The following is a 25,205-nucleotide window of genomic DNA, read 5'->3' on the forward strand; positions in this document are numbered from 1 at the left end:
CCGGACCGGGGCCGTGCGCTGTGAGGGCCGGGCGGGGGAACCTTCCGATTCCGCGCGACCGGAAGGGGCGGACGCGTGACGGGTTACGCGTTCCGGCTGTATGTGGCCGGGGAGTCGGAGCGGTCCAGTGCTGCCGAGGCGAATCTGCGTGCGCTGGCCGGGGCACTGCTGCCGGGCGGCTACGAACTGGACGTGGTGGATGTGATGGCGCAGCCGGAGCTGGCCGAGGAGCAGCGGATCCTGGCCACGCCGACTGTGGTCAGGCTCGTACCGCTGCCCCAGCTGCGGGTGATCGGGGACCTGTCCGACCCGCCGAGGGTCGCGAACGCGCTGGGTCTGCCGGGCGAGCTGCAGGAAGCCCGGAAGGAGAAGGAGGCAGGCGGTGCGTGAAGCCAACGCCGAGAGGAGGCGGGCAGAGGCTGAAGCCGAGACGAGGCGGGCAGAAGCTGAAGCCGAATCGATCGAACGGACTGCCACCGGGATCAACGGGTTCGACCAGATGGCGATGGGCGGCCTGCCGGCGGGGAGGCCGACGCTGGTGACCGGCACGACCGGCAGCGGCAAGACGGTCTTCGCGGTGGAGTTCCTCGCCCGCGGGATCGAGAAGTACGACCAGCCGGGCGTGTTTGTCACTTTCGAAGAGGCCCCGGCTGAGATCCGCCGCAACTTCGCCTCTCTCGGCTTTCCGATCGAGCAGTGGGAGGCCGAAGGGAAATGGGCGTTCGTCGACGCCGCCGACAGCGAGGGGGAGGAACGCTTCGTCATCGGGGCCTACGATTTCGGCGCGATGACGGCCCGCATCGAGCACGCGGCCCGCCGGATCGGCGCCACCCGGGTGGCGATGGATTCGCTGGGGGCCGTGTTCGCCCGCTTCGCCGACACCGGGATCATCCGCCGGGAGATCCACCGGCTCACTTCCGCGCTGACGGCGCTTGATGTCACCTCGGTCATCACAGCCGAGCGGAACGGCGAGTACGACGGTGTGTCCCGGTACGACGTCGAGGAATTCGTCGTCGACAACGTGATCATTCTGCGCAATGTGCTGGTACAGGAGCGGCGGCGCCGGACCGTCGAGATCGTGAAGTTCCGCGGCGCCGTGCACCGCACGGGGGAATGGCTGTTCACCATCGATCCGAGCGACGGTTTCGTGGTCATCCCCCTCGCCTTCCTCGGCAGCGCGCCCGTGCCCTCCTCGACAACCCGCGTGTGCTCCGGCACCCCAGGGCTGGATGAGATGTGCGGCGGCGGGTTCTACCAGGACGCGGTCGTCCTGCTGTCCGGGCCCTCCGGGGTCGGCAAGACGCTGAGCAGTCTGAAGTTCCTGGAGGCCGGTGCCGCAGCGGGGGACCGCTGCTTGGCGTTCGCTTTCGACGAGACCCGCGCACAGGTGCTGCGCGGCTCCGCCGGCTGGGGAATCGACTTGAAGGACATGGAGGAGCGCGGCCTGCTGCGCCTGGTGTGCGACTACCCGGAGGTGGCCTCCCTGGAGGACTACTTCATCCGGATCAGGCGGGCCGTGGTGGAGTTCGAGCCCCAGCGCCTGGTCATCGACACTCTGTCCGCACTGGAACGCATCGGTACGCCGCGGGCGCTGCTCGACCTGGTGATCGCGCTGGGCGCGGTCGTCCGGCAGCGCCGCATCACCACGCTGCTCACCTCGGTCCCCATCAGCCGGGTCGCAGCCGTGCAGACACCCTCGGTCGCGCGGGAACTGAGCAGCCTGACCGACGTCACCATCGCGATGCGTTACTACCAGACGGCCGGGGCGGTCCAGCGCGCCATCGCCGTCTTGCAGAACCGCGCCTCCGCCCACGACGCGGCCATGCGCAACGTCACCATCGACGCGGAGGGCATGCACATCGGCGACCCTGTCGTCCTACTCGACAGTCCGGACACCGTCGGCATGGGCCGGCCGGGATCCGGTTTCACCGGCGATGACCTCTGAGCGCACCCCGCCCCAGGGCGAGGGCCGCGACCCCGGCGCCGGGAACGGCGGATCCGACGGCGACCTCGACGACCTGGTCGTCTCCGCATCCGCTGACGGGATCATCGCCGTGGACGATCAGGGGATCGTCCAGCTCGTCAATCCGGCGGCGACAGAGCTCTTCGACCGCCCAGCCGGGGATCTGCTGCACGCCCGCTTCGGCTTCCCGGTCATCGCCGGCCAGTCGACGCAGGTGGAGCTGACGCAGCCCGGGGGCGGCGTCAGAGTCGTCGAGATGCGCACCGCCGCAGCCACCGCCCACGGCGAGCCGCTGCGCGTCGTCTCGCTGCGTGACGTGACGCGCCGGTGGCACGCCGAGCGGGAGGCCGAACGCTTCCAGCGGCTGCTGCTGCCGAAGCTGCCGGATCTGGCGCCGTTCCAGGCGGCCGCCGCCTACCGGCCCGCCGCCGTCGCCGAGAAGCTGGGCGGGGACTGGTACGACGCCGTCCCACTGCCCGGCGGCGCCATCGGTGCCGTGATCGGCGACGTCGCCGGGCACAGCCTGCAGGCCGCGGCCGCCATGGCCCAGATCCGCAACATGCTCCGCGCCTTGCTCTACGACAGCCCTGCCACGCCTGGTTGGGTGCTGGCCAGGCTCGACCGGACGCTGCGCGCAATCAACGAAAGCCCCGTCACCACCGCGTGCGTCGCCCGCATCGAGCCGGGCGCCGACGGCTGGCGGCTGCTGTGGAGCAACGCAGGCCATCCCCCACCGCTGCTGCTCACCCCCGCCGGGACTGCCGAGTACCTGCACACCGAACCCGGCCTGCCGCTCGGCGTCGATCCCGCCCGGCCCCGCCTGGACACCATCTGCTCCCTCTCCGAGGGCACCACCGTGGTCCTCTTCACCGATGGGCTGGTCGAACGGACCGACCAGCCCATCGACTTGGGCCTGGCCTCCCTTGCCGCGATCGCCGAACGCAGCGCCCGCCTGCCCCTGGACGAGCTGTGCCGGACCCTCGCCGACCAGCACCCCGGCGACGGCCACGACGACATCGCCATCCTCGCTCTCCGGATGCCCGCCCCGCCCCACGACGGAAGCGCTCAGCAATAGCAGCTTGCTGTTCGTCGCCGTCCTTGGACCGGTGCCGACCCACCGTGACCGACAGCGCAGCGTCTTCCGGCTCCGGCCGATGGAAGCCTTCTGCTCCGTCCGAAGACAGCGAAGCTGACAGCAGTGTCGCCGCACGAAGGGCACCGTGGGCGCCCGCTTCCTGACGCGGTGACAAGTCCTGCTCGCGCCGTACAGCAGTGCCGTACAGCAACAGGGATCACGCCCGTGCCGGAGCCTGGAAGTGCCAGATGATCTCAGTCGGGACTGCGGCGTTGGCCGCCGCGGCAGCCTCGGGTACCAGGTCCATCAGGCACCATGGCCAGTCCTCCCACGGCCCCAACTCGGTCGTCAGGCTCCGCGCGGGATCGTCTGACGTGCCCCGCCCCTCCGGCCGCCCCCCGGGTTCCTCACAGCGCCGGACCTGCAGTCCCACGGCAAGCGCGGCACGTACGTAGTCCCCGACCAGGTGACGGCAGGTCTCCAGCTGTCCCCGCTGCCCGTCGGCCAAGCGCACCGAGGGAATCGACCCCCGTGCCACCCATTCCGGGTGGATGTCCGAGGTCACGAGGTGCCCGCCCGGGCGCAGCACCCTGGCGAACTCCGCCATCACCGGCCCCAGTTCGGAGACGTGCGTCAGCGCAAGGGAACAGACCACCAGGTCCATGGCGTCGTCGGCCACGGGCAGCGCGCGCAGGTCGCCGAGGCAGAAGTCGCCGGACGGTACCCGTTCGCGTGCCCGCGTCAGCATGTCCGGCGAGCTGTCGACGCCGATGGTGCGGTGACCGTGCTCGGTCAGCAGGGCCGTCATGCGCCCGGTGCCACAGGCGGCGTCCAAGGCGACACAGGCCGGCATTCGACCGAGGATTTCCCTGACGACGGGCTCATCGAGGTCGAACGCGGAGTTGGGGCCGTCGTAGGTGCTTGACCAGATCTGGTATCCGTCGACCGTGCTCACCGGGACAACGTCCACAGCCGCATCCGCCAGCGTCTCGTCGTCAAGAAGCTTCCGGATCTCTCCGATACGCGCGTCGACGAACTCGCGCTCATGTTCCCCGGTGAACGAACGCAGCAGAGCAGTCCCCTGCAGGCCCAGCAAGTAGGCGAGCGGATTCTGGTTCATCACGGCGCGACGGTAGCGACGCCCGTGGCGGCGATGCCACCCGATTTGCTCGCCACCCGCTGACGATGGACCTGCCGTTGGGCCCTGCCGTTGGGCCCTCCTCGTCCTTGCCCTTCGTTCAGCGCCAGGCCGCGGTGCCGGGGTCGATGCCGTTGGCTTGTGCGTTGGCGTCGATGACGCGGCCGAGCCAGTCAGCGAGGCCAGGTCGGACGCGGTCGAAGTGGGCGGTGAACCCGGGGTCTTCCCGGTACATGCGGCCGATGCAGACCTGCATCTCGTGGGTGAGGTGGAAGTAGGCACTGAACGCTTCCCGGTGCTGTTCCGCGAGCCGGTTGGCTTCCGGGCTGCCGGGGACGACGCCGTCCTGCATCGCCCGGCCCAGATCGATTTCGAGGGCCGAGTTCGCCTCGGCGATCGCTTTCCAGTCCTCGGGTCCGCGGGCGGCGGCGCGTTCGGCGTACTCGGCCCATTGCGGGGTGTCCCGCCAGCGTTCGCGGGCGCCCAGGACCCATTCCGGTTGCCAGTCGGGGCCGAAGGCGGCGGCCTGTTGCTCGGCTGTCAGCAGGATGCCCTGCTCGTGTGCCTGGATCATCCGGTCCAGACCCTCGGTCATCTCGTTGAGGCGTGCGATGCGCTCCTGGACCTGGTTGCGCTGCGTACGCAATGCCACGGTCGGGTCCACCGCCTGGGCGTGGAGCAGTTCCCGGATGGCGTCGAGCGGGAGACCGAGCTCGCGGTACACGACCGCACGCTGGAGAAGTGCGATGTCCGCGGCGGTGTAGAGCCGGTACCCGCCGTGGGTGCGCAGTGACGGGGAGGCCAGGCCGATCTCGTCCCAGTGGTGCAGGGTGCGCACCGTGACGCCCAGCCGCGACGCCGCCTGACCGACGGTCATCCCGGAGGTCTCGGCGGCGTCAGCGGGCGTGTTCATGCCTCATGTTCTCCCATCAGCAGTCGTCATGACTTCGGAGCCGTGATCCCGACCGCTGCCAGATCGCGGGCCTCCTGGCTTGCGGGATCGAGGGGTTTGGCGGCGGTGAAGATCACCCGTGCCTTCTCCGGTGTGACCACCTCGACGTCAACGGTGTTCCAGGGGGTGTGCGTCGGGCCTTCGGTGCAGCCCGGCTGCTGGGCCTCGCAGGCCTCGATGATCCGGTCGACCTCGCTGAGCACGCACGCGAAGCTGACGCCGGTGGCCGGCGCCGAAGTCACCTCGCTGGTCGCGGGCACCAGGAGCACGTCCTGGAACGCCCAGCGGCGTAGATGGGTGACCTGTCCGGGGATGCTGAACAGATCGATGAACCCGAGTCCGTGCACCCAGAAGTCCGCCGACGCTGCCAGGTCCGGTGTCGGGATCGTGACGAACATCGGCATCCCGTAGATGCCGCGGAACACTTCCGGCGGAACCGCGTCCACCGCGGGGTCAGGGACAGGGCTTACCTCGAAGGCGTCGTAGTAGTCGCTCATGACCGTGAGCGTGAGCCCTCACGTGACGTGAGGGTCAAGCCGCTGTGGTCGTCGCTCAGAGCCGTCGCGTCAGCGGGCTTCGAGGAGCGCCCTGAGCGCCCCGGCGAACTGAGCGGGACGTCGAAGTTGTGTGGTGGCAGCAACGGTGGACGCTGAAGGTGCGGGCGGCCCGCCACCGGCAGGTGGTCAGTACCGGCAGGTGGTCAGTAGAGGAAACGGTGCAGCGGAGGGGACTCGGTCAGCAGCATCGTCACGCGATGAGCGAGCCGTTGCCAGGCGTCTTCCTCCGCGTACGTCAGCCTCACGTCCTCGCCGTCGGCGGCCTCCAGCGCTGCGGACAACGTCGCGGTGTCGGCGTCAGGAGTCAGGTCCATGAGCGACATCACGCGCGCGAACCCACCGACCAGACCGACTGCGGTGTCCTCGGTCGAGGAGGGGAGGCTGCGGAGTGCGGCGGCAAGGCCGTCATCAGGGTTCGACGCCGCCACGAGGGCTCTGGACAGCTCGCGCAACACCGCGTAGAGCAGGTCGATCCGTGCAGTCGGCAGGGTGACGATCCTCAGGCCCTCGTGTTCGAAGCGGCCGTTCGGCGTCCACACCCTGGGTCCTCGCGCCACCGCTTCCGCCAGTGAGTCCCGGTTCCGCCGGAATGCCGCCAACCCGTCTGCGAGCAGGTCCTGTTCGTCCATCCCGCGGGTGGATTCGGCCAAGGGCTGCAGCAAGAGCTTCTCTGCACGGTCGCACTGCGCGTCGAAGTCCGGGTCCACGACACAGAGACGAGCGGGCATGAGCTGCTTCTGCTGTTCCATGCCGATTACTTTGCCAGTCGGCTAGGACAGGCGTATCCGCCGCCCGTCGAAGACACCGGCGGTGGCGCAACCGGACAGCCGAGAGCCCCGGTTTCGGGCGCGGGCTCCCCGAACCGGGACAGAATGCGTCTCAGAACGTTACGTGGCGCTGCCAGTGCTCGAACAAGGCGGCGTCGCCGAGCACTTCGACCCGCTCGCCGGCGGGCCCCGGACCGCTACGTCGGCCTGGCGTGGCCGACGACGAGCCCGAACCGGATCGGACGCGGATCAGATGCTGATGGCGAGCATCCATGCCCCGAGCAGCACCCCGAGGGAGCAAAGGATCACGCCGGTCACGGCCAGTGGTTTGCCGCGGCGGCGTCCGGTGCAGCCGGCGATCGCGAGGACCAGTCCGGCCGCCGCGGGCGGGAATCCGACGTATCTGCGCTCGGTGAGCAGGTCGAGGGGGAGCATCGGCACGACGCACGCGAGGAGACCGAGGACCACCGCGGCCACCGCCGGGCCGAACCCCTTGGGCGGGGCCGCCGGAGGTGGCCCGCCGGGCATCCCGGGGCCGGCCCAGGGCTGTTGCGGATAGTCCGGTTGCGGATGGGGATGCTGCGGCACCGGACCCTGCTGCGGTGCCGGACCCTGCTGCGGTGCCGCCGGTGCGGAGTACGGGACGCCGGGGTGCGGGGCCGCCGCGTCCGGCCGGGCGGACGCGTTCGGATCGGGCAGCGGACCGTTGGTCACCGGGTCTCCTCACTGGGCATCCGTCGGCGCGGGCGGTCGCCCGGCGGGATGGTCGGAGCGTACGGAGCGCCGTGCGTCACGGCAACACAGGCCAGGCCGGGACATGCCTGTGCTCGTGCCCGTGCCGTTCCCGTCCACGAACCCGGGCAAGAGCCCGTGCCCGTGCGCGAGTTCGGCAGGAGGCGGTGCTCTTGCCGTGCCTCCCTCCACCGGCCGCTCTCCCCGTACGAGCACTGGCGCACCCGCCAGAAGCGCGCACGCCGGGGTTCAAAGCGAGCCGCACAGTTGCTCGTTCGGCGGTGAGGCGCAGGGAAGATGCCCCTGGCCGCGTACGGCGTGCCGCCCGCTGCCGGTGACGAGGTAGTCGAGGAAGCCGGCGGTGATGGAGCCCGCGGAAGGCTGCCCGTAGGTGTAGGCGTATTCGATCTCCCGGTACGGGTACGCGCCCGTCAGCAGGTCCTCCGCCACCTGACCGTCCGCGGTGGCATCGGCGGAGGCCGCGCGGCCGTTGAGCTTCAGCGTGTGCAGGCCGCGGTGCCCGGAGGCCGCGCGCAGTTCGGAGTAGCCGACGGCGCCCGGTGTCTTCCCGATGGTCTTCAAGACCTCCTCGGTGCTGTCGAGTTCGCAGCGGACGACGGGAGCGCGTGGATCGTCCCGTGTCACGCAGTCGCGTGAGGAGTACGCCTGTTCGCCGCCGCCGAGGACGCGGCGCTGGAAGACGTCACGGGTACCCGAGTCCGCGCCCCGGCTCACCAGCCGTACGGGGAGGTCCCGTCCGCCGACCTCCTTCCAGTTGCGGATCGTGCCGCGGTAGATGTCCCGTACCTCGCGGAGCGACAGGTCACGCACCCGTGCGTCGTCGTTCACCACCAGCGTGAAGACGGAGACGGCGACCTGGGCTCCCCTGAGCTGCTTGTAGTGGGCGGGTTTCGGGCCGTCCGACAGCGCGAGATGCGCGGGGGCGCCCTTCCCGGCCCGCTTCCCGGCGCCCTTCCCGGCGCCCTTCCCTGCGGCGTCGCCGGCCGCCTCCAGCGCTCTGATGCCGGCCATGCTGCCCGTGGCCTGGACGATGATCTTCGCGCCCGGGCATTCCTTCTCGTACGCACGGCCGGCGTCCCGGAGCGCCGGCCCGAACGCCGTGGAGCCTGTGACGGTCAGTTCGCCTTGTGCGCAACCCAGCGGGGCCGGCGAGGACTTGCCCAGCGTGAACACGAGCGGTTCGAGCAGGAGAAGCGCGGCGAGAAAGGTGACGAGCCCCAACACCCGGTTGCTGGGCCGCGGTTGCTTGCGGTTGCGTTTGACCGCTCCGTCCTTGAGGCCGCCGCTCACGGTCACGGCACCGCCGACGCCGGAACCGGTGAGCAGCACCAGCAGCTTGAAGTGCTCGCCCTTGTTCAGCGGAACCTTGGGCACGGAGATCACGTTGCCGTCGTGACGCAGGCCCAGGTAGCGGGTGAAGTGCTGTATCAGGTGGCTGTGGCTGGGTTCCGTGACGGCGACGCCGGTGACCGTCCGCTCGGTGAACGTGACGGTGAGGCCGGTGAGTTCGCGCCATGTGTAGTCATCGGCGGAGATTCCGCGCAGCCCGTCGTTCTCGATGCGCAGCAGCACCAGCGACGCATCGGACATCTCCGGTGCCTCTCCGAACAGCCCCAGCCGCACGTCCGGTTGGCCGTTGTGCGCGTCTCCGCCTATCGGGGTGTCCATCTGGACGCGGTAGCCGATGCGTTTGAGCCCCGGTATCAGCCGCTCGTACGCCAGAACGCCCACCGTCGCGAGGACGCCGAGCACCGCCAGCAGGCTCTCCGCGCTCAACCACTCCATGGGTGCCTCGCACGCTCGATTCGGTTGTGTGTGCTTCAACGTACGAGTACGCAGCGGGCCCGGCGCGGGCTTGCCCGGTCCGTCGACCGAAGTTCACCGCCCATTAGGGACCGCGACCGGAACGGGGGACGGGACCGCGACCGGGACCCCCGGGCCGCGCTGCGAGGGCCGGGGACCGCGACCGGACCGCGTACGTCGCAGGTTCGGCTGCTGCCGGGCCGGTGGCGTGCATAGGCTCCGTCCACATGGGCCTGGGCTTCAACTACAACGATCACTACCATCCGCTGCTGCTGCGGCAGTTGCCCGAGGGAGCCCGCACGGCGCTGGACGTCGGCTGCGGTACGGGGCGCTTCGCGCGGCTGCTCGCGGAGCGCGGCCTGGACACCGAGGGCGTGGATGCCCATGCGGGAGCCGTCGAGCAGGCGCGAGCGGCAGGCGGCGGCCCCCGGTACCGCCATGCCGATGTGCGGGAGTGGCAACTGCCCGACTCCCACTACGACTTCATCTCGTGCATCGCCAGCCTCCACCACATGCCCTTCGAGACCCTGCTGACGCTGCGGAAGGCTCTCGCCCCGGGCGGTGTCCTGGCGGTGCTGGGCCTCTACGCCGTCAGGTCGGCGGCCGACGCCGTGTGGGCCCTCCCGGGGGTGTCCCTCCTCAAGGCGGACCAGGCGCTCGGCAGGCTGCGCCGCGGCACGTGCGAACCGGGCGCGCAGGTCCCGCTGGTCTGGCCGCCCCCGCTGTCGTATGCGGCGACCCGTACCGAAGCGGCGCGGCTCCTGCCGGGGTCGACGCTGCGGCGGCTGGTGTTCTGGCGCTATCTGCTGGTCTACCGGGCCGGGCGGGACCCCGGCGGCAACCGCTAGGGCGGGTCCGCGACGGCTCGTCGGACCGCCCTGCGCGGCAGCAGCCGGGCGGCCCGTTCAGCTCCGTACGGCGATCGTGATGATCTCCGGGCTGTCGTCCGTCAGGGGCCGGCCGTCCCAGTCGCCGAACTGTTCCGCGGCCGTCAGACCGGCCTCCGACAGGAACGACGACAGCTCGCCCTCGCCGAGGAATCGCAGCGTGCTGACGGAGGACTGCGGGACGTCCCAGCGGGGGCCGGTGAGGGTCTGACGGAAGGTGACGGTGTCTCCCACGGGCGGCTCCGCCTCGTGCCGGGAGCGCAGTACGCCGCCGCGTGGATCGGCCAACTCGACCTCGTTCTCCGGGACCCAGTGCTCCCAGGCCCGGGCCGCGGGATTGCGCGTCTCGAAGGCGAAGCGTCCGTCCGCCGTGAGCGCGGTGCGGATCGCGGCCAGCGAGGAGCGCAGCTGCTCGTCCTCGACGAAGACCTGAAAGGCGTGGCCGGTCATCACCACGAGTTCGAACTCGCCCTGCCAGCCGGCGGATCCGGGCTCGCCGAGCACCCACTCGACGTCCGGCCGCCGGCGGCGTGCCTGGCCCAGCATCGCCTCCGCCGGGTCCAGCCCGCACAGCCGGCCGGTGTGGCCCGACTCCCGCGCCATGTGCAGGAGTTCGCCCGTACCGCAGCCGATGTCGAGCACGGTGGACGCGGACATCACGTACGGCAGATAGAAGCCGAAGTCGTCCCGCGCGGCGCGGAGGGGCCCGGCGCAGAGGGTGTCGTACAGCTCGGCCAGCCCGGGATCGGAGAACAAGCGGTCCACCATCCGGCCTGTCTAGCGGGCGGGGCGCGGGAGCCGCCACTGGGTTTCCGGGTCTCTCTCCAGTACGGGGGCCGGGGGCCGGGGGCCTGGACCCGGGACCGTACGGCTGCCCGTCCCGCGCCCCTCGCGGCTCGCGTCACCCGTATGGCCCACCAGGTCCCCCGGCCCCCGAACAGGGCGGTTAGCTTCGACGAGGGGAGGCTCATCCAGCGGGCGGAGCCGCCGTGAGGCGTCGGCCGGCCTCGCTCGCCAGCAGGTAAGGAGACGCTCCATGGCTCGTGGCATGTCCATCCACATAGGGCTCAACAAGGTGGATCCCAAGAAGTACGGCGGCTGGGACGGCAAGCTCATCGCCTGCGAGAACGACGCCCGGGACATGGACCGGCTGGCCAAGGACGCCGGCTTCCGTGACCGTACGACTCTTCTCACGAAGGACGCGACGGTCGCCAACCTCAACACCGAACTCCGCAAGGCCGCGCGGACGCTGGACGCCGGGGACATCCTGCTCTTCACGTACTCGGGCCACGGCGGTCAGGTGCCGGACATCAACGGTCCCGAGGACGAACCCGACCGCCTCGACGAGACGATGGTCCTGCACGACAGGGAGTACATCGACGACGAACTCTTCAAGGAATTCGAGGAGTTCGCCGAAGGCGTCCGCATCCTCGCCCTCCTCGACTGCTGTCACAGCGGCAGCGGCATCAAGGTCCGGGAGATCCTGACGCCGGAGGCGATGAAGGAGCAGTTCCAGACGACCGAACCCGCCGCAGTCGAGCAGACCTCCCGGCTGATGCCGCTGGAGAGGCAGGCTGAGGCGTACGAGCGGGACAAGGACTTCTACGACACTGTCCAGCGCGAACTCAACGCCAAGGACAACCGCGAACTCGGAGCGACCGCTCTGCTCGTCTCCGCCTGCCAGGACAACCAGCTCGCTGCCGACGGCCTGCGCAACGGCCGCTTCACCGGGACGCTGCTGCAGGTGTGGAACGAAGGCAAGTTCGGTGGCGGATACCGGGCGTTCCACCGGGAGATCCTCAAGGCGATGCCCGCGGTCCAGAGCCCCAACTTCTTCGTGACGGGCCGGAGCAACAAGAGGTTCCTGCGTCAGCGGCCCTTCACGATCTGAACCGCGTGACCCGAACCGCGTGACCCGAACCGCGTGACCCGAACCGCGTGAGCTGGAGCCGGCTGCCTGGCGGTCCGTCGCGGCGACCGACCGAGCCGCCGGGTTGAGGCGGATTCGAGGCTTCTTGTTGAGGCGGACTTGAGAGTCACGTAGACGCGCTACGGATTTCGTACCCCAAGTGCCCCGACACGCCCCTCAGTTCGTCCACAACGTGAGACGGCACCGTCCTTCACTGGTCCAACCACGGAAGAACGCGCCCGAATTGGCGTGGCTGAGACTGATTCATACCGCCGGAATCCTTCACGTGACAGAGAAAGTGTCACGTGTTGCCGGAACAGGGTTGTCGCGTACATGGCCTGTTGCTTCTACTGGCGGTCGCACGGAATCCGTCTTCATCCGTGGAAGGAACCCCCCATGAACCGTCCCCCAAGCAGACGTGCCAAGCGCGCCCTGCTCGCCCTCGCGGCCGCCGGCGGCTGCGTGATCGCGACCGCCGTGGCCGTTCCGGCCGCGAGCGCCGGCACCGCCGACGGTGCGAAGGCCGCCTACCAGGCGTCCTGCCCCGTCGGAGCCGAGATCAGCCAGGGTTACCACGAAGGCCACGACGGAGTCGACCTTGCCGCCCCGATCGGTACGCCGATCTTCGCCGCAGGCCCGGGGGAAGTCACCGAGTCCGGCCCTGCTTCCGGTTACGGCCAGTGGGTGCGCATCAAGCACCCGGACGGCTCCGTCACCGAATACGGGCACATGAACGAGCGGTTCGTACAGGTCGGCGATACCGTCGAGGGAGGAGCGCGGATCGCCTCCGTCGGCAACGAGGGCCAGTCGACCGGTCCGCACCTGCACTTCGAGGTCCACATCGACGGGGGCACGGGCGTCGGCGACGACCCGCTGGCCTACATGTCCGAGCGCGGCGTCTCGCTGCCGTGCCAGCCCTGACCGGTTGATCCGCCGGCTCGCCGGCATCCGACCGAATCCGGTCGGGGTCCCCGACGGCTCGACGCCATGAGGGCCCCGACCCCCGAGGACCGACGGCGCGACGGCCCAGGCTGATGTCCCAACGCCCCCGTGGCAGACGGCACTTCGGACGTCGCGCCGTCGACCGCGAAGGCGTGACGCGCAGGACCCAAGGGCGTATCACGCCAACCCCCTGGCACCGGCCTTGATCCGGCGCGCCGGCCGGCGCCAGGAGCTCGATCCCCCCACCACGTGCCGGAGCCGGATCCAGAGAGGCAACAGAGCTGATGAACACACGGAAGAGAGCCCTGGCGGCGACGCTCGGAGGCGCCCTCGTCGCGGGCCTGGCCGTGGCCGGTCACCAGGCGACGGCCGCCACGCCGGAGGCAGAGCCGACGATGAACGAGGCCTTCACCGAGGCCGCTTCGGAGTTCGACGTGCCCCGCGACCTCCTCGTCGCCGTGGGCTACGCCGAGACGCACCTGGACGGACACAAGGGCGAGCCCAGCCAGGACAACGGCTTCGGCGTCATGCACCTGGTCAGCAACCCCGAGCGCAAGACCCTGGAGCAGGCCGCCGGGATCACCGGCGAGTCCGAGGCGAACCTGAAGAAGAACGACGCCGCCAACATACGCGGCGGCGCCGCGGTGCTCCGGGCGAAGGCCGACAAGGCCGGCCTGAAGGCGTCCGACCGCAAGCGCGTCGAGGCCTGGTACCCGGCCGTCGCCGCCTACGGCGGTGCCGGCAGCGCCTCGCTCAAGCGCCTCTACGCCGACGCCGCGTACGACTTCGTCAGCAATGGCATCCCGGCCAAGGGCACCAAGGTCCGCATGTCCCCGGAGAAGGTCACGCCGGAGCGCGGCAAGCTCGCGAAGGCGCAGGCCCCCGGCGCGGGCACGAAGAGCGAGGACTACCCGCCGGCGATCTGGAACCCGGCCGACCCGGCCAACTTCAACACCGGCCGTGATGCGGCGATCTCACAGGTCGTCGTCCACGTGACCCAGGGTGCGTACGCGGGGACGATCAGCTGGTTCAAGAACCCCGAGGCCGAGGTCAGCGCGCACTACGTGGTGCGTTCCTCCGACGGCGAGATCACCCAGATGGTGCGCGACGCCGACACCGCCTGGCACGCCAGGGGCGGCAACGCCTCCGCCATCGGCATCGAGCACGAGGGCTTCGTCGACGACCCGTCCTGGTTCACCGACGCCATGTACCGCGCCTCGGGTGCCCTGACCAAGCATCTGTGCGACAAGCACGGCATCCCGAAGGACCGTGCGCACATCGTCGGCCACAACGAGGTCCCGGGGAACGACCACACGGACCCGGGCCCCCACTGGAACTGGGACACGTACATGGGCTACGTGAACGGCTGAGCGGACAGCTCACACAAGTGGGGAGCGCTTCGGCGCACGAGTAAGTGATCCGGCGGCCCGGCGAAGGGCCGGGCCATCGGGTCGTTCATACGAGGGCCTCCGGGCTCCGGGAGCCGGGCCCGGAGCCCGGGGGTCCTCAGCTCCGTCCGGCGCGGCCGGCCACGTGCCCGCGCGGTGCGCGGAGCCCCGCGTCCGTCCCCGTCCGCCCGTCATTCGAGGGCGGGCAGTTCCTCACCCTGAACCGCCTGCACGTCCAGCTCGATCCTGAGCGTCGTGCCGATCGCGGCGATCCCGGCGGCCACGATCTGGTTGTAGTTCATCGCGAACTCCTCGCGCTTCAGCTCCGCCGTCGCACGGAAGGCCGCCCTGGTGCCGCCCCACGGGTCGGGCCCGTATCCGAGGTAGGTCAGGCTCAGCGACACGTCCCGTACGACTCCGTGCATCGCCAGCCAGCCGTGCACCGTCCAGCGGTCGGTGCCCGCGGGCTCGACGGCGTGGCTGCGGTAGGTGAGCTGCGGGTGCCGCTCGGCGTTGAGGAAGTCCTCCGAACGCAGGTGCGCGTCGCGTATCCGGTTGCCCGTCTCGATGCTCGCCGCCTGGATCACGGCCTCCACCGACGACTTGTGCGGCTCCTCGTCGATCTCGATACGGGCCTCGAAGTCGGTGAAGCGGCCGTGCACGCTGGAGATCCCCAGGTGCTGTGCCGTCGCTCCCACCGTGGAGTGGACGGGGTCGACGGTCCACGGCCCGGGCGGCGGCAGTTCGTTGCCCCCTTCCCGTACGAGCACGAGCGTCCCCAGGTCGGCCCGTCCCGAGGCGGTCACCAGAGCGGTGGCGGCGGCGGGCGCATAGCCCAGAGCGGTCGCGATCACCGTGTACGGCCCCGCGGGCAGTGCCTCCTCGCTCTGCGCGATGCCTTCGTCGTCGGCCTCCACACGGAGCACCTGAACGCCCGTCATGTCGGTCACGGTCAGCACGGCGTGCTGTACCGGCCACCCCTCGTGGGTGTGGATCTGCGCCCGTACGCCTGCGCCTGCCATCGTCCGATTCGCTCCTTCTCGTTCGGGCCCGGTACGTGCGGCCCGCCCCGTGACGGGTCCGGCAATCCGGTGCCGGGGCCGTCCCGCCCGACGTCCCCGGCCCAGTCTTCCTTCCGCATCCGGCGGGCGGGAAGTGCGCTGCGGGATCTTCCGGTTCCGGTCTGCGCACCTCGTCGTCCGGGTCGCCGGGCAGCCGTCCGGCGTGGCCCGGCGCCCGCCCGCCGTCCGCTTCGGCGGGTGCGCGACGCCGACGGCCCTTCCGGCCCTCCCGGGCCTTGCGTCCCACCGGGCCGACCGTCCCGCCGCACCGACCGCCCTTCCGGGTCCTCCGCCCGGAAGGGCCTGCCGGGGCCTACTCGTCCGGGTGGTGCAGCTCGATGTCGTGGGAATCCGGACCGGCGCCCTCGACGTTCAGCGCCGTCGCCACCGGCGGATAGCCGCTGGCGATGATCGAGTAGTCGCCGGCGTCGAGGTCGGTGAAGCCGTACGCGCCGTCCTCCCCGGTCGTCGCCGTGCCGACCACGTTCCCCGCGGCGTCGACGAGCGTCACCCGGGCGTCCGGCAGCGGACTCGCGTCGACTCCGGCGCGGATCACGCCCTGCACGCGCGCGCCCGCCGCCAGATCCACCTCGATACGGGTGATGCCCTGCCCCTCGATCTCCACCGGCCGCGCCATGGGCCGGTAGCCGGGAGCGTTGACCGCGAGCGTGAAGGTGCCGGTGACGAGCTCGTCGAAGGCGAACTCACCGCGCTCACCGGTCCGTCCGGTGGCCAGCACCTCGCCCCGCTCGTCGGTGACCACGACCATCGCGGAACGCACGGGCTGCCCGTCGCCGGAACTGCGCACGCGGCCGGCGAGACCGCTGGTCGCCGACAGCAGGACGTCGTGGCTCAGCGGCTCTTCGCCGACCGTGACCGTCGTCGCCTGCGGCTGGTGGCCGTCGGCGGCGGCGATCAGGACGTAACTCCCCGGCCCGGGGGTGTCCATGCCGTAGCGGCCGTCCGTACGGGCCACGGAGCGGCCCAGCTGACGTCCGCTCAGCGAGATGAGCGTGACCGCCGCACGGGGCACGCCCCTGCCCTCCGCGTTGCGCACGGTGCCCAGCACCGAGTGCCGGGAGGCCGCCAGCGGCTCGTTCGGGTCGGGCTCACCGGCGGCCGGCGCCGCGTGCTGACCCATGTGGCCGCCGTCGCCCGCACCGGTGTAGCCGGGCGGGTAGGCGGTGGGACCGCCGAAGCCGGCGTGACCCGCGGCGCCGTCCGCCCCGTGCGAACCGTCCTGCCGGAGGTACGCGGCCGCCGCGTCGTCCCCGCCTGCCGCGGTGGTCTGGTCGATGCCGGACGTCGTCCTGAGCGGCACCTCCTTGACGAACAGCACCAACAGCAGGCCGAGCAGCGCGACGGGCGCCGCGTAGAGGTAGATGTCGCCGATGCCGTGTCCGTACGCCGATTCGATGACGTCCCGTATCGGCGCGGGCAGCTTGGCCAGGTCCGGGATGTCGCTGCCGGCACCGCCCGTCGGCCCGCCGTGCTCGACGCCGAGCTTGTCCAGGCCGTCGTTCACGTAGTCGGAGATGCGGTGGGCGAGTACCGCGCCCAGCACGGAGACACCGACGGCGCCGCCGAGCGAGCGGAAGAAGTTCACGGACGAGCTGGCCGCGCCCAGGTCCGTCGACTCCACCTGGTTCTGCGTGGCCAGCACCAGGTTCTGCATCATCATGCCGACGCCCACGCCGACACCGGCCATGAAGACCGCCAGGTGCCAGTACTCGGTGTCGTGCCGCATCGTGCCCAGCAGGCCGAGCCCCGCGGTCAGCAGAACGCCACCGGAACAGAGCCAGATCTTCCACTTGCCCGTGCGGCTGATGATCAGCCCGGAGAGCGTGGTGGACAGGAACATCCCGACGATCATGGGGATCGTCATCACACCGGCCATCGTCGGGGACTCGCCGCGCGCCAGCTGGAAGTACTGGCTGAGGTAGACCGTCGCACCGAACATCGCGATGCCGACGAACATCGAGGCCAGCGACGTCAGCGTGATGGTGCGGTTGCGGAAGAGCCGCAGCGGGATGATTGGCTCGCTCGCCTTGGCCTCGACGAGGATGAAGAGCAGCGTCAGCAGCAGCGAGCCGCCGACCATCGCATAGCTCTCCCACGACAGCCAGGCGTACTTGTCACCCGCGAACGTCACCCAGATCAGCAGGAGCGAGGCCGCCGCGGCCACGAGGAAGGCACCCGCCCAGTCGATCTTCACGCGGCGCTTGACCAGCGGAAGGTGCAGCGTCTGCTGGAGCAGCAGCAGCGCGATGACGGCGAAGGGGATGCCGACGTAGAAGCACCAGCGCCAGCCGAGCCAGCTGGTGTCGGTGATGACGCCGCCGAGCAGCGGCCCGCTCACCATCGCGACGGCGAAGGAGGCGCCGATGTAGCCGGTGTAACGGCCGCGCTCGCGCGGGGAGATCATCGCCGCGATCACCGTCTGGGTCAGGGCGGAGATGCCGCCCATGCCTATGCCCTGCACGGCGCGCGACGCGATCAGCATGCCGGTGTTCTGCGCGAGACCGGCGCTGGCCGAGGCGAGCACGAAGATGACGATGGCCGTCTGTATCAGCACCTTCTTGCTGAACAGGTCGGCCAGCTTGCCCCACAGAGGGGTCGACGCCGTCATCGTCAGAAGCGAGGCCGCCACGACCCACGTGTACGAACTCTGCCCTCCGCCGAGGTCCGAGACGATCTGGGGCAGGGCGTTGGCGACGATCGTGGAGGACAGGATGGCGACGAACATGCCGAGCAGCAGCCCGGACAGCGCCTCCATGATCTGCCGGTGCGTCATGGGTGCGGCGCCGCCCGGCCCGTTGGGCGCGGGCATGTGATTCTGCGACGCGTCGCCCGCTCCGCCGCCGGAGCCGGCGCCCTGCACACCGGACGGTGTGGTCGTGGCCATTCTTTCCCTAACTCTTCTTCAGTGCCGTGCAGTGTTCCTGCTGTGACCCGAGGCCGTGATGGCCGAGGTGGTCGTGCGCGTGCTGTCCGTGCTGCCCGTGGTGTCCGTGGCCCGGCTGTCGCCGAAGCTCGCCCGCAGGCGCTCCAGCATCCCGTTCAACCGTGCTATGTCCTCCTCGGTCCACTCGTGAAGAATGCTCTCCAAAGTCCTGGTCGTGGCCTTGGAGAGCGTGTCCAGTTGTCGGCCTCCCCGCTCGGTGAGGCGCAGCAGCCGGGAGCGTCCGTCCTCCGGATCGGGCTCGCGCTCGACCCACCCACGCTCCACCGTGTGGGTGACGTGGCGACTGGTGACAGACATGTCTACCGCCATCAGCTCCGCGAGACGACCCATACGCATCTCGCCGTACCTGTGAAGGAGCGTCAGGACGCCGGCGGAAGCGGCTGGACAGTCCGCCGGAAGTCCCCGCATGAGCTCCCGCCGGACGGCGCCGAGCCCGCTGAGATGCCGGGCCAGTTCCTCATATCCGCTGCGTGCGGCTCGCGCGGGCATCCTCGCTCCCGATTATCGTTGCCTTAGGCAACCGTAGGTTCGGTTAGTTGCGATACGCAAATGATCCGGATGCAAGCGGAGGCAAAGAATCAGCAAAGCGGAGCTATGTACGAGGCCCGGACCCGCCTCCCGGCCGCCGCGACGGGGCTGTCCGCGTCCCCGGAGCGTTCGCTATCGTCCTGCCCCATGGCTCACAACCCGCATGCTCCGCAAGGCCCCGACCCGTCCCAGGACCCGGCAGGCAGCACTCAGATGTTCCGCGCCTTCGTCGACGAGGAGAGCGGCGGCGCCGGCGCGCAGCGCCCCGCCGCGGCGCAGGCGCCCTCCTCCGGCCCACGGGTCGGCCTGATCGTCGGCGTCGTCGCCGTCATCGCCGTCGTGGCGGCCGCCGTCTGGCTCGCGGTGGCCTGACGGCTCCGTCCGGTACCGCGGCACAGCCCGGGGCGCGGGCGTCTGCCCGTACGCCATGGACGCGTACGGGCAGAGCGCACACGCCGGCGCTCACTCCTCCGCTGTCAGCCCCTCACGCAGCTGCGCCAGCGTGCGCGTCAGCAGCCGGGAGACGTGCATCTGCGAGATGCCGACCTCCTCGCCGATCTGCGACTGCGTCATGTTGGCGAAGAAGCGCAGCATGATGATCTGCCGCTCACGCGGAGGCAGTTTGGCCAGCAGCGGCTTCAGCGACTCGCGGTACTCCACGCCCTCCAGGGCGCTGTCCTCGTAGCCGAGCCGGTCCGCGAGCGAGCCCTCGCCGCCGTCCTCCTCCATCGCGGGGGAGTCGAGCGAGGAGGCGGTGTAGGCGTTGCCGACGGCGAGCCCGTCGACCACGTCCTCCTCCGACACCCCGAGGGCGTGGGCGAGTTCGGTGACGGTCGGGGAGCGGTCCAGCGTCTGCGACAGCTCGTCGCTCGCCTTCGTGAGCGCCAGACGCAGCTCCTGCAGGCGCCTGGGCACCCGCACCGACCATGAGGTGTCGCGGAAGAAGCGCTTGATCTCCCCGACCACCGTCGGCATCGCGAACGTCGGGAACTCCACGCCCCGCTCGGCGTCGAAGCGGTCGATCGCCTTGATCAGGCCGATCGTGCCGACCTGGACGATGTCCTCCATGGGCTCGTTGCGGCTGCGGAAGCGAGCCGCCGCATACCGCACGAGGGGGAGGTTGAGCTCGATGAGCGTGTCCCGCACGTACGTACGCTCCGAGCTGGGTGCGTCTTCCGGGCCGTCAGGACCAGGGGAGGCCTTGTCGAGCGCGGCCAGCCGCAGGAAGAGGGAGCGCGAGAGGGTGCGCGTGTCGATGGCGTGATCTCCGGGGGCTCCGGGGGCTCCCATGGCGTCGACGTCGTCGGTCGTGTTCTCGGTGAGCACCTTCGAGCTGCCCAGTTCTACGGACATGCCACCCCCTTGAGGTCGCGGACGGATCGCAGCGGCGCCCTCGGCTGAAGGGAGCACCTCCCCCTGCATACCGGAAGCACCGTCGCGGCAAACGCAGCTCTTGCAGAATGTCACAAGTAGGCAACGCGACGTAGCCCCATGTCGATAAAACTGCACAGCTGAGGAAGTTGAGCCGTCGGCATGGCTCACTCTGTCCGGTTATGCCTCGATTCGATTTGCGGCACGCAGGCGGGCGAAGCTCCGCGAGAGCAGCCGCGACACGTGCATTTGGGACACACCGAGCTCGGCGCTGATCTGTGACTGCGTCAGGTTCCGGTAGTAGCGCAGCAGCAGGATGCGCTGTTCGCGCTCCGGGAGCTGGACCAGCAGGTGCCTTACGAGATCGCGGTGTTCGACCCCGTCCAGCTCAGGGTCCTCGTAGCCGAGACGGTCGAGCAGACCCGGCAGGCCGTCCTCGCGTTCCTGCGCCGCCTCCAACGACGTTGCGCGGTAGGAGCGTCCGGCCTCGATGCACGCGAGCACCTCCTCCTCGGTGAGCTTGAGGCGCTCCGCGATCTCGGCGGTGGTGGGTGAGCGTCCGAAGGCCGTTGTCAGATCCTCCGTCGCGCTGCTGACCTGCACCCACATCTCGTGCAGTCGTCTCGGTACGTGCACAGTGCGGACGTTGTCCCGGAAGTAGCGCCGGATCTCGCCGATGATCGTCGGCATCGCGAAGGTGGGGAACTGCACGCCGCGCTCGGCGTCGAAGCGGTCGATGGCGTTGATGAGTCCGATGGTGCCGACCTGTACGACGTCCTCCATGGGCTCGTTGCGGCTGCGGAAGCGCGCGGCGACGTAGCGCACCAGGGGAAGGTTGGCCTCGATGAGTGCGGTGCGCACCCGTTCGTGCCCGGCGGTTCCGGGTTCCTGCTCGGCCAGCTGCTCGAAGAGCTCCTGGGTCAGCGCCCGGGCCTCCGCGCTGCGGCTCTCGCGGGTCTGGGTCGCCGCCACTCAGCCACCACCTCTTCGGGTCCGGGTCGGTCTCGCTCCACGCATCGGCCAAAAGCGGTCATAGCATCACAAGACATGTGCAACGTGCGCAAGCACCGTAATTTGCCGTGTTGGTGAGGAGTTGAGAAGTTTCGCCGTGTCCGTACGGACCCTTCAGACGAACGCCGGTACCGCCCGTGGGGCCGGATGACTCAATGCCGGGTGAGCGCGCGGCCCTCGCAGCGGTGAAGGGCGAGGGGCCGAATGCCGGGAGGCGGCGGGGCGTACGGAGGGGCGTACGGAGCCGCGTGCGGAGCCGCGAACCGAGAGGGGCGCGGCGAGCGCCGGCGGGCGGCGGGTGCGCAACCGTGTGTGCGGCGGGGCACCGGCGGAAGCTCGGGGGAGAGCGCCGGACGCTTGCTCGCGGGGTCTGCGGACCCGCGGGGAGGGGCGGCCGAGCGGGAGGCCGGGCGGCCGGCTACCGCACCACCTCGGTCATGAAGTTCCCCACGCCCTGCGCCGCGCTCGATATGCCTTCGAAGCCGATCTGGACGAGGTCCGCCGCCCTGGCGGGGGAGGTGATGATCGTATACAGGGCGAAGACCGCGACTACATAGATCATGATCTTCTTCGCCTGCACCATCTCGCTCCTCCCGCAGCTGCCTGGGCTCCCCCTCTTCGCAGTCGGGTGAGTCTAACCACCGGTGCGGGCGGCTCGATCCATACGTACAGCGGCAAAGTGGCTGCAATCAGGGCTCTTTGACCAGTACCTCACTCGTCGTTCCCTGATCGTTGCATCTGCTTCACAACGAGCCGGTCCGGCCGGACGGACGGGAGGGACGGCGGCGCGGGAGCGGCGAGGGTCCGGGGGCCGGGCTGTGCCGCCGGCGGCTGTCCGGCGGTGGTCCGCCGGCCGGCCCCACTTCGTCCGCTTCAGCCGCGGCCCCCACCCATGGCGTCCCTGGCCCGGTCCACGAGGGAGGCGAAGGGGCCGACGGTCCACTGGGCCGCGGGTGAGCCCGCCGCTGCCGGATGCGGACGGGTGGGAGCGGCCCTCTCCGCCTTCCGCAGCCGTCGGCCCATCTTCTGCCGCTGCTCCTGTGAGCAGCCGGCGCGTACAGCGGGGAACTCCTCCTGCTCCTCATGGTCGGCGTGATCACCGACCGCCTTCTCGAACTCCGTGAGCTTCGCCTCGAATTGGGAACCGGCGAGGTCCATCCGCTCCAGCTCGGCGAGGATCCGTCCGGCCTCCGCCTCTTCCTCGTTACGGTTCATCGCTTCGCTCTCGCCGGCCTGCTTCTTGGCGACCGGACGCAGGATCATCTCCTCGGCCGCCTCGTGTACGGCCAACTGCGCCCTCAACTCACTGAACTTCGCCTTCTTCTCATCGCCTCGCGCCATGTGGACCTCGGCGAACAGCTCCCGGATGCGGGCGTGTTGGGTGAGCAGGATGCCGATGATGTCGTCCTGCGGCAGCTTCGCCGCCTCGGCGCGTTCAAGTGCTGCGTTGCTCACGGAGCTCACTCCTCGCTACGCCGGCGTCGTCACACCGTCCGGCCCCCGCCGGCGAGCGGACCGGGCGGGCAACGTCAGTCGTTTTCCGGGTGACCGCGCCGCCGCCTGGGCAAACACCGCCACGCGGGCGTGCCATCGTGGTGCCATGACCATCGAAGTTCGTCCCGCTTCGGTCTTCGAGGACGTCCGTGCCGTGCTCGGCCCGAAGTCACCGGGGGCCAACGTCTGCTGGTGCCTGAGCTACCGGATCCCGTCCAAGCTCAACAACGAGCTCCGCGGCCCCGCCCGTGGCGAGTACGTCGCCGAGCTGTGCCGTGCCGATCCCGCCCCGGGGGTGCTCGCCTACGACGGCGACGAGCCGGCCGGCTGGGCCGCGGTGGCGCCGCGCTCGGAGACGTCCTTCGCGCGCAACCGGAAGATCCCGCACGTCGACGGCCTGCCGGTCTGGTCGTTGTGGTGCATCCGAGTGCGCCCCGGCTACCGGAAGAGGGCCATCTCGCACGCGCTCATCGCCGGCGCCGTCGAGTTCGCACGTGCCAACGGCGCACCGGCGATCGAGGCGTACCCCCTCGACAACGGTGACGCCAAGGTCGACCTGACGATGGCGTACGCCGGGATCCGGACGAACTTCGAACGCGCGGGGTTCGCCCACGCCGCCGGCACCACCTCGGTGCTGGCCGGCCATCCACGGATCCTGATGCGGCTCGACCTGCGCGTGTGAGGGGGCACTCGCGCGACGAGCCGGCGGAGTCGGCGAACCCTGGGCGGCACACGCCGAAGGGGCGGCCCTCTTCCGGGTCCGCCCCTTCGTTCATCTGCGGTAGCGGTGGGATTTGAACCCACGGAGGGTTGCCCCTCACTCGCTTTCGAGGCGAGCTCCTTCGGCCGCTCGGACACGCTACCGAGACGCACTCTAGCCCAACGGGTGCCGTGTGCCGAAATCCGTTCCGGGGCCGCAGCCGGAGGTCCGCGACGGGACCGCCCGCGGCATGGTCGTCGCTCAACGGGTGTCCGGGGACCCCCGGAAGAAGTCCGTGAGCAGGGCGCCGCACTCGTCGGCCAGTACGCCGTGGATCACCTCGGGCCGGTGGTTGAGGCGGCGGTCCCGTACGACGTCCCACAATGAGCCGGCAGCTCCGGCCTTGGGATCGACGGCGCCGTACACGACGCGTTCGAGGCGGGAGAGCACGGTCGCGCCGGCGCACATCGTGCACGGTTCCAGCGTGACCAGCAGGGTGCAGCCCTCCAGCCGCCACTCGCCGTGCAGGGCGGCGGCCGCGGCGCGGATCGCGATGATCTCGGCATGCGCCGTGGGGTCGCCCCACGCCTCACGCGCGTTGTGGCCGCTCCCGATCACCTCGCCGCCGGGGCCGAGAACGACCGCCCCGACGGGTACGTCGCCGCTCTCCCGTGCCCGTACGGCCTCGTCGAGAGCCCGGCGCATCGGGGCCCGCCAGCGGTCGCGGACGGGATCCGGCACGGCGGAGCCGGCACCGGAAGGGGCACCGGAGCCGGCCTCGGAAGCGGCGTCGGTCATGCGGCCAGTCTCTCCTGCCGTGCCGGCGGACCGGGGCTACCGCACGGCCTCCAGTACGTCCGTGCAGCCCAGCGCGTCCGCGATCTCGCTCAGTGCGTCCTCGGGAGCGAGCGAGAGCAGGGCCTTGTCCTCCATTCCGAGGTCGGCGAGCAGGTTCGCGTCGCCGAGCGGACCGATGGGTGTGCCCTCGGACGCCTCCGCTCCGCCCTCGTCGGCGTCGGCCTGGTCCTTCGACTCCGGCTCGCCGTCCTCGGTGCCGTCCAGCTCCACGAGCTGGTCCAGCGCGTCGGGGTTCTCCGGCTCGCGGCCCAGCAGCTCGTCGGAGAGCAGGATCTCGCCGTACGAGCTGCGCATGGCGGCGGCGGCGTCCGAGACGAAGACGCGCGGGTCGTCCTCGCCCTCGACCCTCACGACCCCGAACCACTCGCCTTCCTGCTCGATGCAGGCCAGCACAGGTTCGTCGTCGGTCGCGGTCTCCCTGGCGAGATCGGCCAGATCGGCCAGGGTCTCCACATCGTCGAGCTCCGTGTCGCTCGCTTCCCACCCGTCTTCGGTGCGCGCGAGCAGTGCGGCGAAATACACCGTGACTCTCCCACTGGTTTCTGAGGTGCCCGATGGCTGCTGACGAGGACTTCGCCCCGCCCCAATCGGAATCGTGGCAGAAACCGCGGCCGGGCGAAGGGTCTTCGACAGTGCGTCGTGCGGGTGTTTGCGCAGATCTCTTGTGCGGACCCTGTGATGAGAACACAGGGTGACCGTTTCTTGACCAGGTGTTGTGATTTGACGGCGTCTGTCCCGTGGGGACTTCACCGAGCGCACATCATCGCCTCACCAACGGAACGTACGCATCCGCATTGCCTGACGCATCCGCGCCGTGCGGGTACGGCGCGGCTGTACGCGGTCGCGCAGCTCTCTGGCCTCGTTCCGCTCGCGCAGGAAGCGGGCCCGCCGGCGCAGCCGCTCGGCGTCCCCCTTCGCCTCCCCGGCGGCGGACGCACCGCGTGCGGTGCCGCTGCTGCCACGGGACTTGGCCGAGTTGCGCGACGAGCTCACCTTCCGGGCGCGGACATGGCCGGGATCTCCGGCCGGGCGGGCGTTTCCGGTGTTCCCCGGGTTCTGCGAGTCGGACATCTGTACACCTCC

Annotated in this window: 26 protein-coding genes and 1 tRNA gene; 9 read left to right on the plus strand and 18 right to left on the minus strand. The window is 70.3% G+C overall.

The window, feature by feature from the left end; genetic code table 11:
* Window positions 1-75: 75 nt before the first annotated feature.
* From AN215_RS13100 to AN215_RS13110, 3 genes are read left to right on the plus strand one after another with little or no spacing between them, the layout of a single operon-like run.
* Window positions 76-390 (plus strand): circadian clock KaiB family protein, encoded by a 315-nt coding sequence (locus tag AN215_RS13100; RefSeq protein ID WP_070009272.1) that lies wholly within the window; start codon window positions 76-78, stop codon window positions 388-390.
* Window positions 383-1,945, plus strand: a complete 1,563-nt coding sequence (kaiC, locus tag AN215_RS13105; RefSeq protein WP_070009273.1) for a circadian clock protein KaiC — start codon at window positions 383-385, stop codon at window positions 1,943-1,945. Before AN215_RS13100 ends, kaiC begins: the two co-directional genes overlap by 8 nt.
* On the plus strand, window positions 1,935-3,038 hold the full coding sequence (locus AN215_RS13110; RefSeq protein ID WP_070009274.1) for a PP2C family protein-serine/threonine phosphatase: 1,104 nt from the start codon (window positions 1,935-1,937) through the stop codon (window positions 3,036-3,038). Before kaiC ends, AN215_RS13110 begins: the two co-directional genes overlap by 11 nt.
* Window positions 3,039-3,255: 217 nt before the next feature.
* Here AN215_RS13110 and AN215_RS13115 read toward each other — a convergent pair whose 3' ends face one another.
* The 6 genes from AN215_RS13115 to AN215_RS13140 form a co-directional block, all read right to left on the minus strand.
* Window positions 3,256-4,158 carry a class I SAM-dependent methyltransferase gene (locus AN215_RS13115; RefSeq protein ID WP_070009549.1) on the minus strand — a complete coding sequence of 301 codons (903 nt, stop codon included), beginning with the start codon at window positions 4,156-4,158 and terminating at the stop codon, window positions 3,256-3,258.
* A gap of 118 nt (window positions 4,159-4,276) precedes the next feature.
* Complete coding sequence (locus tag AN215_RS13120; RefSeq protein ID WP_070009275.1) at window positions 4,277-5,089, minus strand: MerR family transcriptional regulator; 813 nt, start codon at window positions 5,087-5,089, stop codon at window positions 4,277-4,279.
* 26 nt (window positions 5,090-5,115) lie between these two features.
* Entirely contained in the window at window positions 5,116-5,625 is a 510-nt protein-coding gene (locus tag AN215_RS13125) for a VOC family protein (protein ID WP_070009276.1), read from the minus strand.
* A 203-nt stretch (window positions 5,626-5,828) separates the two neighbouring features.
* A complete protein-coding gene (locus tag AN215_RS13130) occupies window positions 5,829-6,434 on the minus strand; it encodes a hypothetical protein (protein ID WP_070009277.1) in 606 nt (201 codons plus the stop codon).
* A gap of 267 nt (window positions 6,435-6,701) precedes the next feature.
* Window positions 6,702-7,166 (minus strand): hypothetical protein, encoded by a 465-nt coding sequence (locus tag AN215_RS13135; protein ID WP_070009278.1) that lies wholly within the window; start codon window positions 7,164-7,166, stop codon window positions 6,702-6,704.
* Window positions 7,167-7,433: 267 nt separating this feature from the next.
* Window positions 7,434-8,990: a PstS family phosphate ABC transporter substrate-binding protein gene (locus AN215_RS13140; protein ID WP_070009279.1), complete on the minus strand. Its 1,557-nt coding sequence runs from the start codon at window positions 8,988-8,990 to the stop codon at window positions 7,434-7,436.
* A 245-nt stretch (window positions 8,991-9,235) separates the two neighbouring features.
* On the opposite strand from AN215_RS13140, the gene AN215_RS13145 reads away from it, so the two are divergent.
* Window positions 9,236-9,856 carry a class I SAM-dependent methyltransferase gene (locus AN215_RS13145; protein ID WP_275521298.1) on the plus strand — a complete coding sequence of 207 codons (621 nt, stop codon included), beginning with the start codon at window positions 9,236-9,238 and terminating at the stop codon, window positions 9,854-9,856.
* A 57-nt stretch (window positions 9,857-9,913) separates the two neighbouring features.
* Here AN215_RS13145 and AN215_RS13150 read toward each other — a convergent pair whose 3' ends face one another.
* Window positions 9,914-10,663 carry a class I SAM-dependent methyltransferase gene (locus tag AN215_RS13150; protein ID WP_070009280.1) on the minus strand — a complete coding sequence of 250 codons (750 nt, stop codon included), beginning with the start codon at window positions 10,661-10,663 and terminating at the stop codon, window positions 9,914-9,916.
* Window positions 10,664-10,931: 268 nt separating this feature from the next.
* Between AN215_RS13150 and AN215_RS13155 the strand changes: the two genes are divergently transcribed.
* From AN215_RS13155 to AN215_RS13165, 3 genes are all read left to right on the plus strand, one after another.
* Window positions 10,932-11,786, plus strand: a complete 855-nt coding sequence (locus AN215_RS13155) for a caspase family protein (protein ID WP_070009281.1) — start codon at window positions 10,932-10,934, stop codon at window positions 11,784-11,786.
* A gap of 414 nt (window positions 11,787-12,200) precedes the next feature.
* Entirely contained in the window at window positions 12,201-12,725 is a 525-nt protein-coding gene (locus AN215_RS13160) for a M23 family metallopeptidase (RefSeq protein WP_070009282.1), read from the plus strand.
* Between the two features lie 305 nt (window positions 12,726-13,030).
* Window positions 13,031-14,116, plus strand: coding sequence for an N-acetylmuramoyl-L-alanine amidase (locus tag AN215_RS13165; RefSeq protein WP_070009283.1), 1,086 nt, complete (start codon window positions 13,031-13,033; stop codon window positions 14,114-14,116).
* Window positions 14,117-14,325: 209 nt separating this feature from the next.
* On the opposite strand, the gene AN215_RS13170 is transcribed toward AN215_RS13165, so the two are convergent.
* The 3 genes from AN215_RS13170 to AN215_RS13180 all read right to left on the minus strand — a co-directional run bounded on the left by AN215_RS13170 (window position 14,326) and on the right by AN215_RS13180 (window position 18,649).
* A complete protein-coding gene (locus tag AN215_RS13170; RefSeq protein WP_070009284.1) occupies window positions 14,326-15,156 on the minus strand; it encodes a YceI family protein in 831 nt (276 codons plus the stop codon).
* A 352-nt stretch (window positions 15,157-15,508) separates the two neighbouring features.
* On the minus strand, window positions 15,509-17,989 hold the full coding sequence (locus AN215_RS13175; protein ID WP_070009551.1) for an MFS transporter: 2,481 nt from the start codon (window positions 17,987-17,989) through the stop codon (window positions 15,509-15,511).
* Window positions 17,990-18,118: 129 nt separating this feature from the next.
* Window positions 18,119-18,649 carry a MarR family winged helix-turn-helix transcriptional regulator gene (locus AN215_RS13180; RefSeq protein ID WP_070009285.1) on the minus strand — a complete coding sequence of 177 codons (531 nt, stop codon included), beginning with the start codon at window positions 18,647-18,649 and terminating at the stop codon, window positions 18,119-18,121.
* Between the two features lie 186 nt (window positions 18,650-18,835).
* Between AN215_RS13180 and AN215_RS13185 the strand changes: the two genes are divergently transcribed.
* On the plus strand, window positions 18,836-19,060 hold the full coding sequence (locus AN215_RS13185; RefSeq protein WP_070009286.1) for a hypothetical protein: 225 nt from the start codon (window positions 18,836-18,838) through the stop codon (window positions 19,058-19,060).
* A 90-nt stretch (window positions 19,061-19,150) separates the two neighbouring features.
* Here the strand turns inward: AN215_RS13185 and AN215_RS13190 are convergent, their stop codons facing one another.
* The 4 genes from AN215_RS13190 to AN215_RS13200 all read right to left on the minus strand — a co-directional run bounded on the left by AN215_RS13190 (window position 19,151) and on the right by AN215_RS13200 (window position 22,525).
* Window positions 19,151-20,041 (minus strand): RNA polymerase sigma factor SigF, encoded by an 891-nt coding sequence (locus AN215_RS13190; protein WP_070009287.1) that lies wholly within the window; start codon window positions 20,039-20,041, stop codon window positions 19,151-19,153.
* Window positions 20,042-20,239: 198 nt separating this feature from the next.
* Window positions 20,240-21,031, minus strand: a complete 792-nt coding sequence (locus AN215_RS13195; RefSeq protein ID WP_070009288.1) for an RNA polymerase sigma factor SigF — start codon at window positions 21,029-21,031, stop codon at window positions 20,240-20,242.
* Window positions 21,032-21,488: 457 nt separating this feature from the next.
* Window positions 21,489-21,653, minus strand: coding sequence for a hypothetical protein (locus tag AN215_RS29840; protein WP_171904182.1), 165 nt, complete (start codon window positions 21,651-21,653; stop codon window positions 21,489-21,491).
* A gap of 290 nt (window positions 21,654-21,943) precedes the next feature.
* Entirely contained in the window at window positions 21,944-22,525 is a 582-nt protein-coding gene (locus AN215_RS13200; RefSeq protein ID WP_070009289.1) for a hemerythrin domain-containing protein, read from the minus strand.
* Between the two features lie 145 nt (window positions 22,526-22,670).
* Here AN215_RS13200 and AN215_RS13205 point away from each other — a divergent pair, with 145 nt between their 5' ends.
* Window positions 22,671-23,246, plus strand: coding sequence for a GNAT family N-acetyltransferase (locus tag AN215_RS13205; RefSeq protein ID WP_070009290.1), 576 nt, complete (start codon window positions 22,671-22,673; stop codon window positions 23,244-23,246).
* A 97-nt stretch (window positions 23,247-23,343) separates the two neighbouring features.
* Here AN215_RS13205 and AN215_RS13210 read toward each other — a convergent pair.
* The 4 genes from AN215_RS13210 to AN215_RS13225 form a co-directional block, all read right to left on the minus strand.
* Window positions 23,344-23,428: transfer RNA gene (locus AN215_RS13210), tRNA-Ser, on the minus strand.
* Between the two features lie 97 nt (window positions 23,429-23,525).
* Window positions 23,526-24,062 (minus strand): tRNA adenosine(34) deaminase TadA, encoded by a 537-nt coding sequence (tadA, locus tag AN215_RS13215; protein ID WP_070009291.1) that lies wholly within the window; start codon window positions 24,060-24,062, stop codon window positions 23,526-23,528.
* A 36-nt stretch (window positions 24,063-24,098) separates the two neighbouring features.
* Window positions 24,099-24,644: a tRNA adenosine deaminase-associated protein gene (locus AN215_RS13220; RefSeq protein ID WP_070009292.1), complete on the minus strand. Its 546-nt coding sequence runs from the start codon at window positions 24,642-24,644 to the stop codon at window positions 24,099-24,101.
* A gap of 246 nt (window positions 24,645-24,890) precedes the next feature.
* Window positions 24,891-25,115, minus strand: coding sequence for a hypothetical protein (locus AN215_RS13225; RefSeq protein WP_070009552.1), 225 nt, complete (start codon window positions 25,113-25,115; stop codon window positions 24,891-24,893).
* Window positions 25,116-25,205: the final 90 nt, after the last annotated feature.

The sequence above is a fragment of the Streptomyces abyssalis genome, from assembly GCF_001751365.1.
Classification (GTDB): domain Bacteria; phylum Actinomycetota; class Actinomycetes; order Streptomycetales; family Streptomycetaceae; genus Streptomyces; species Streptomyces abyssalis.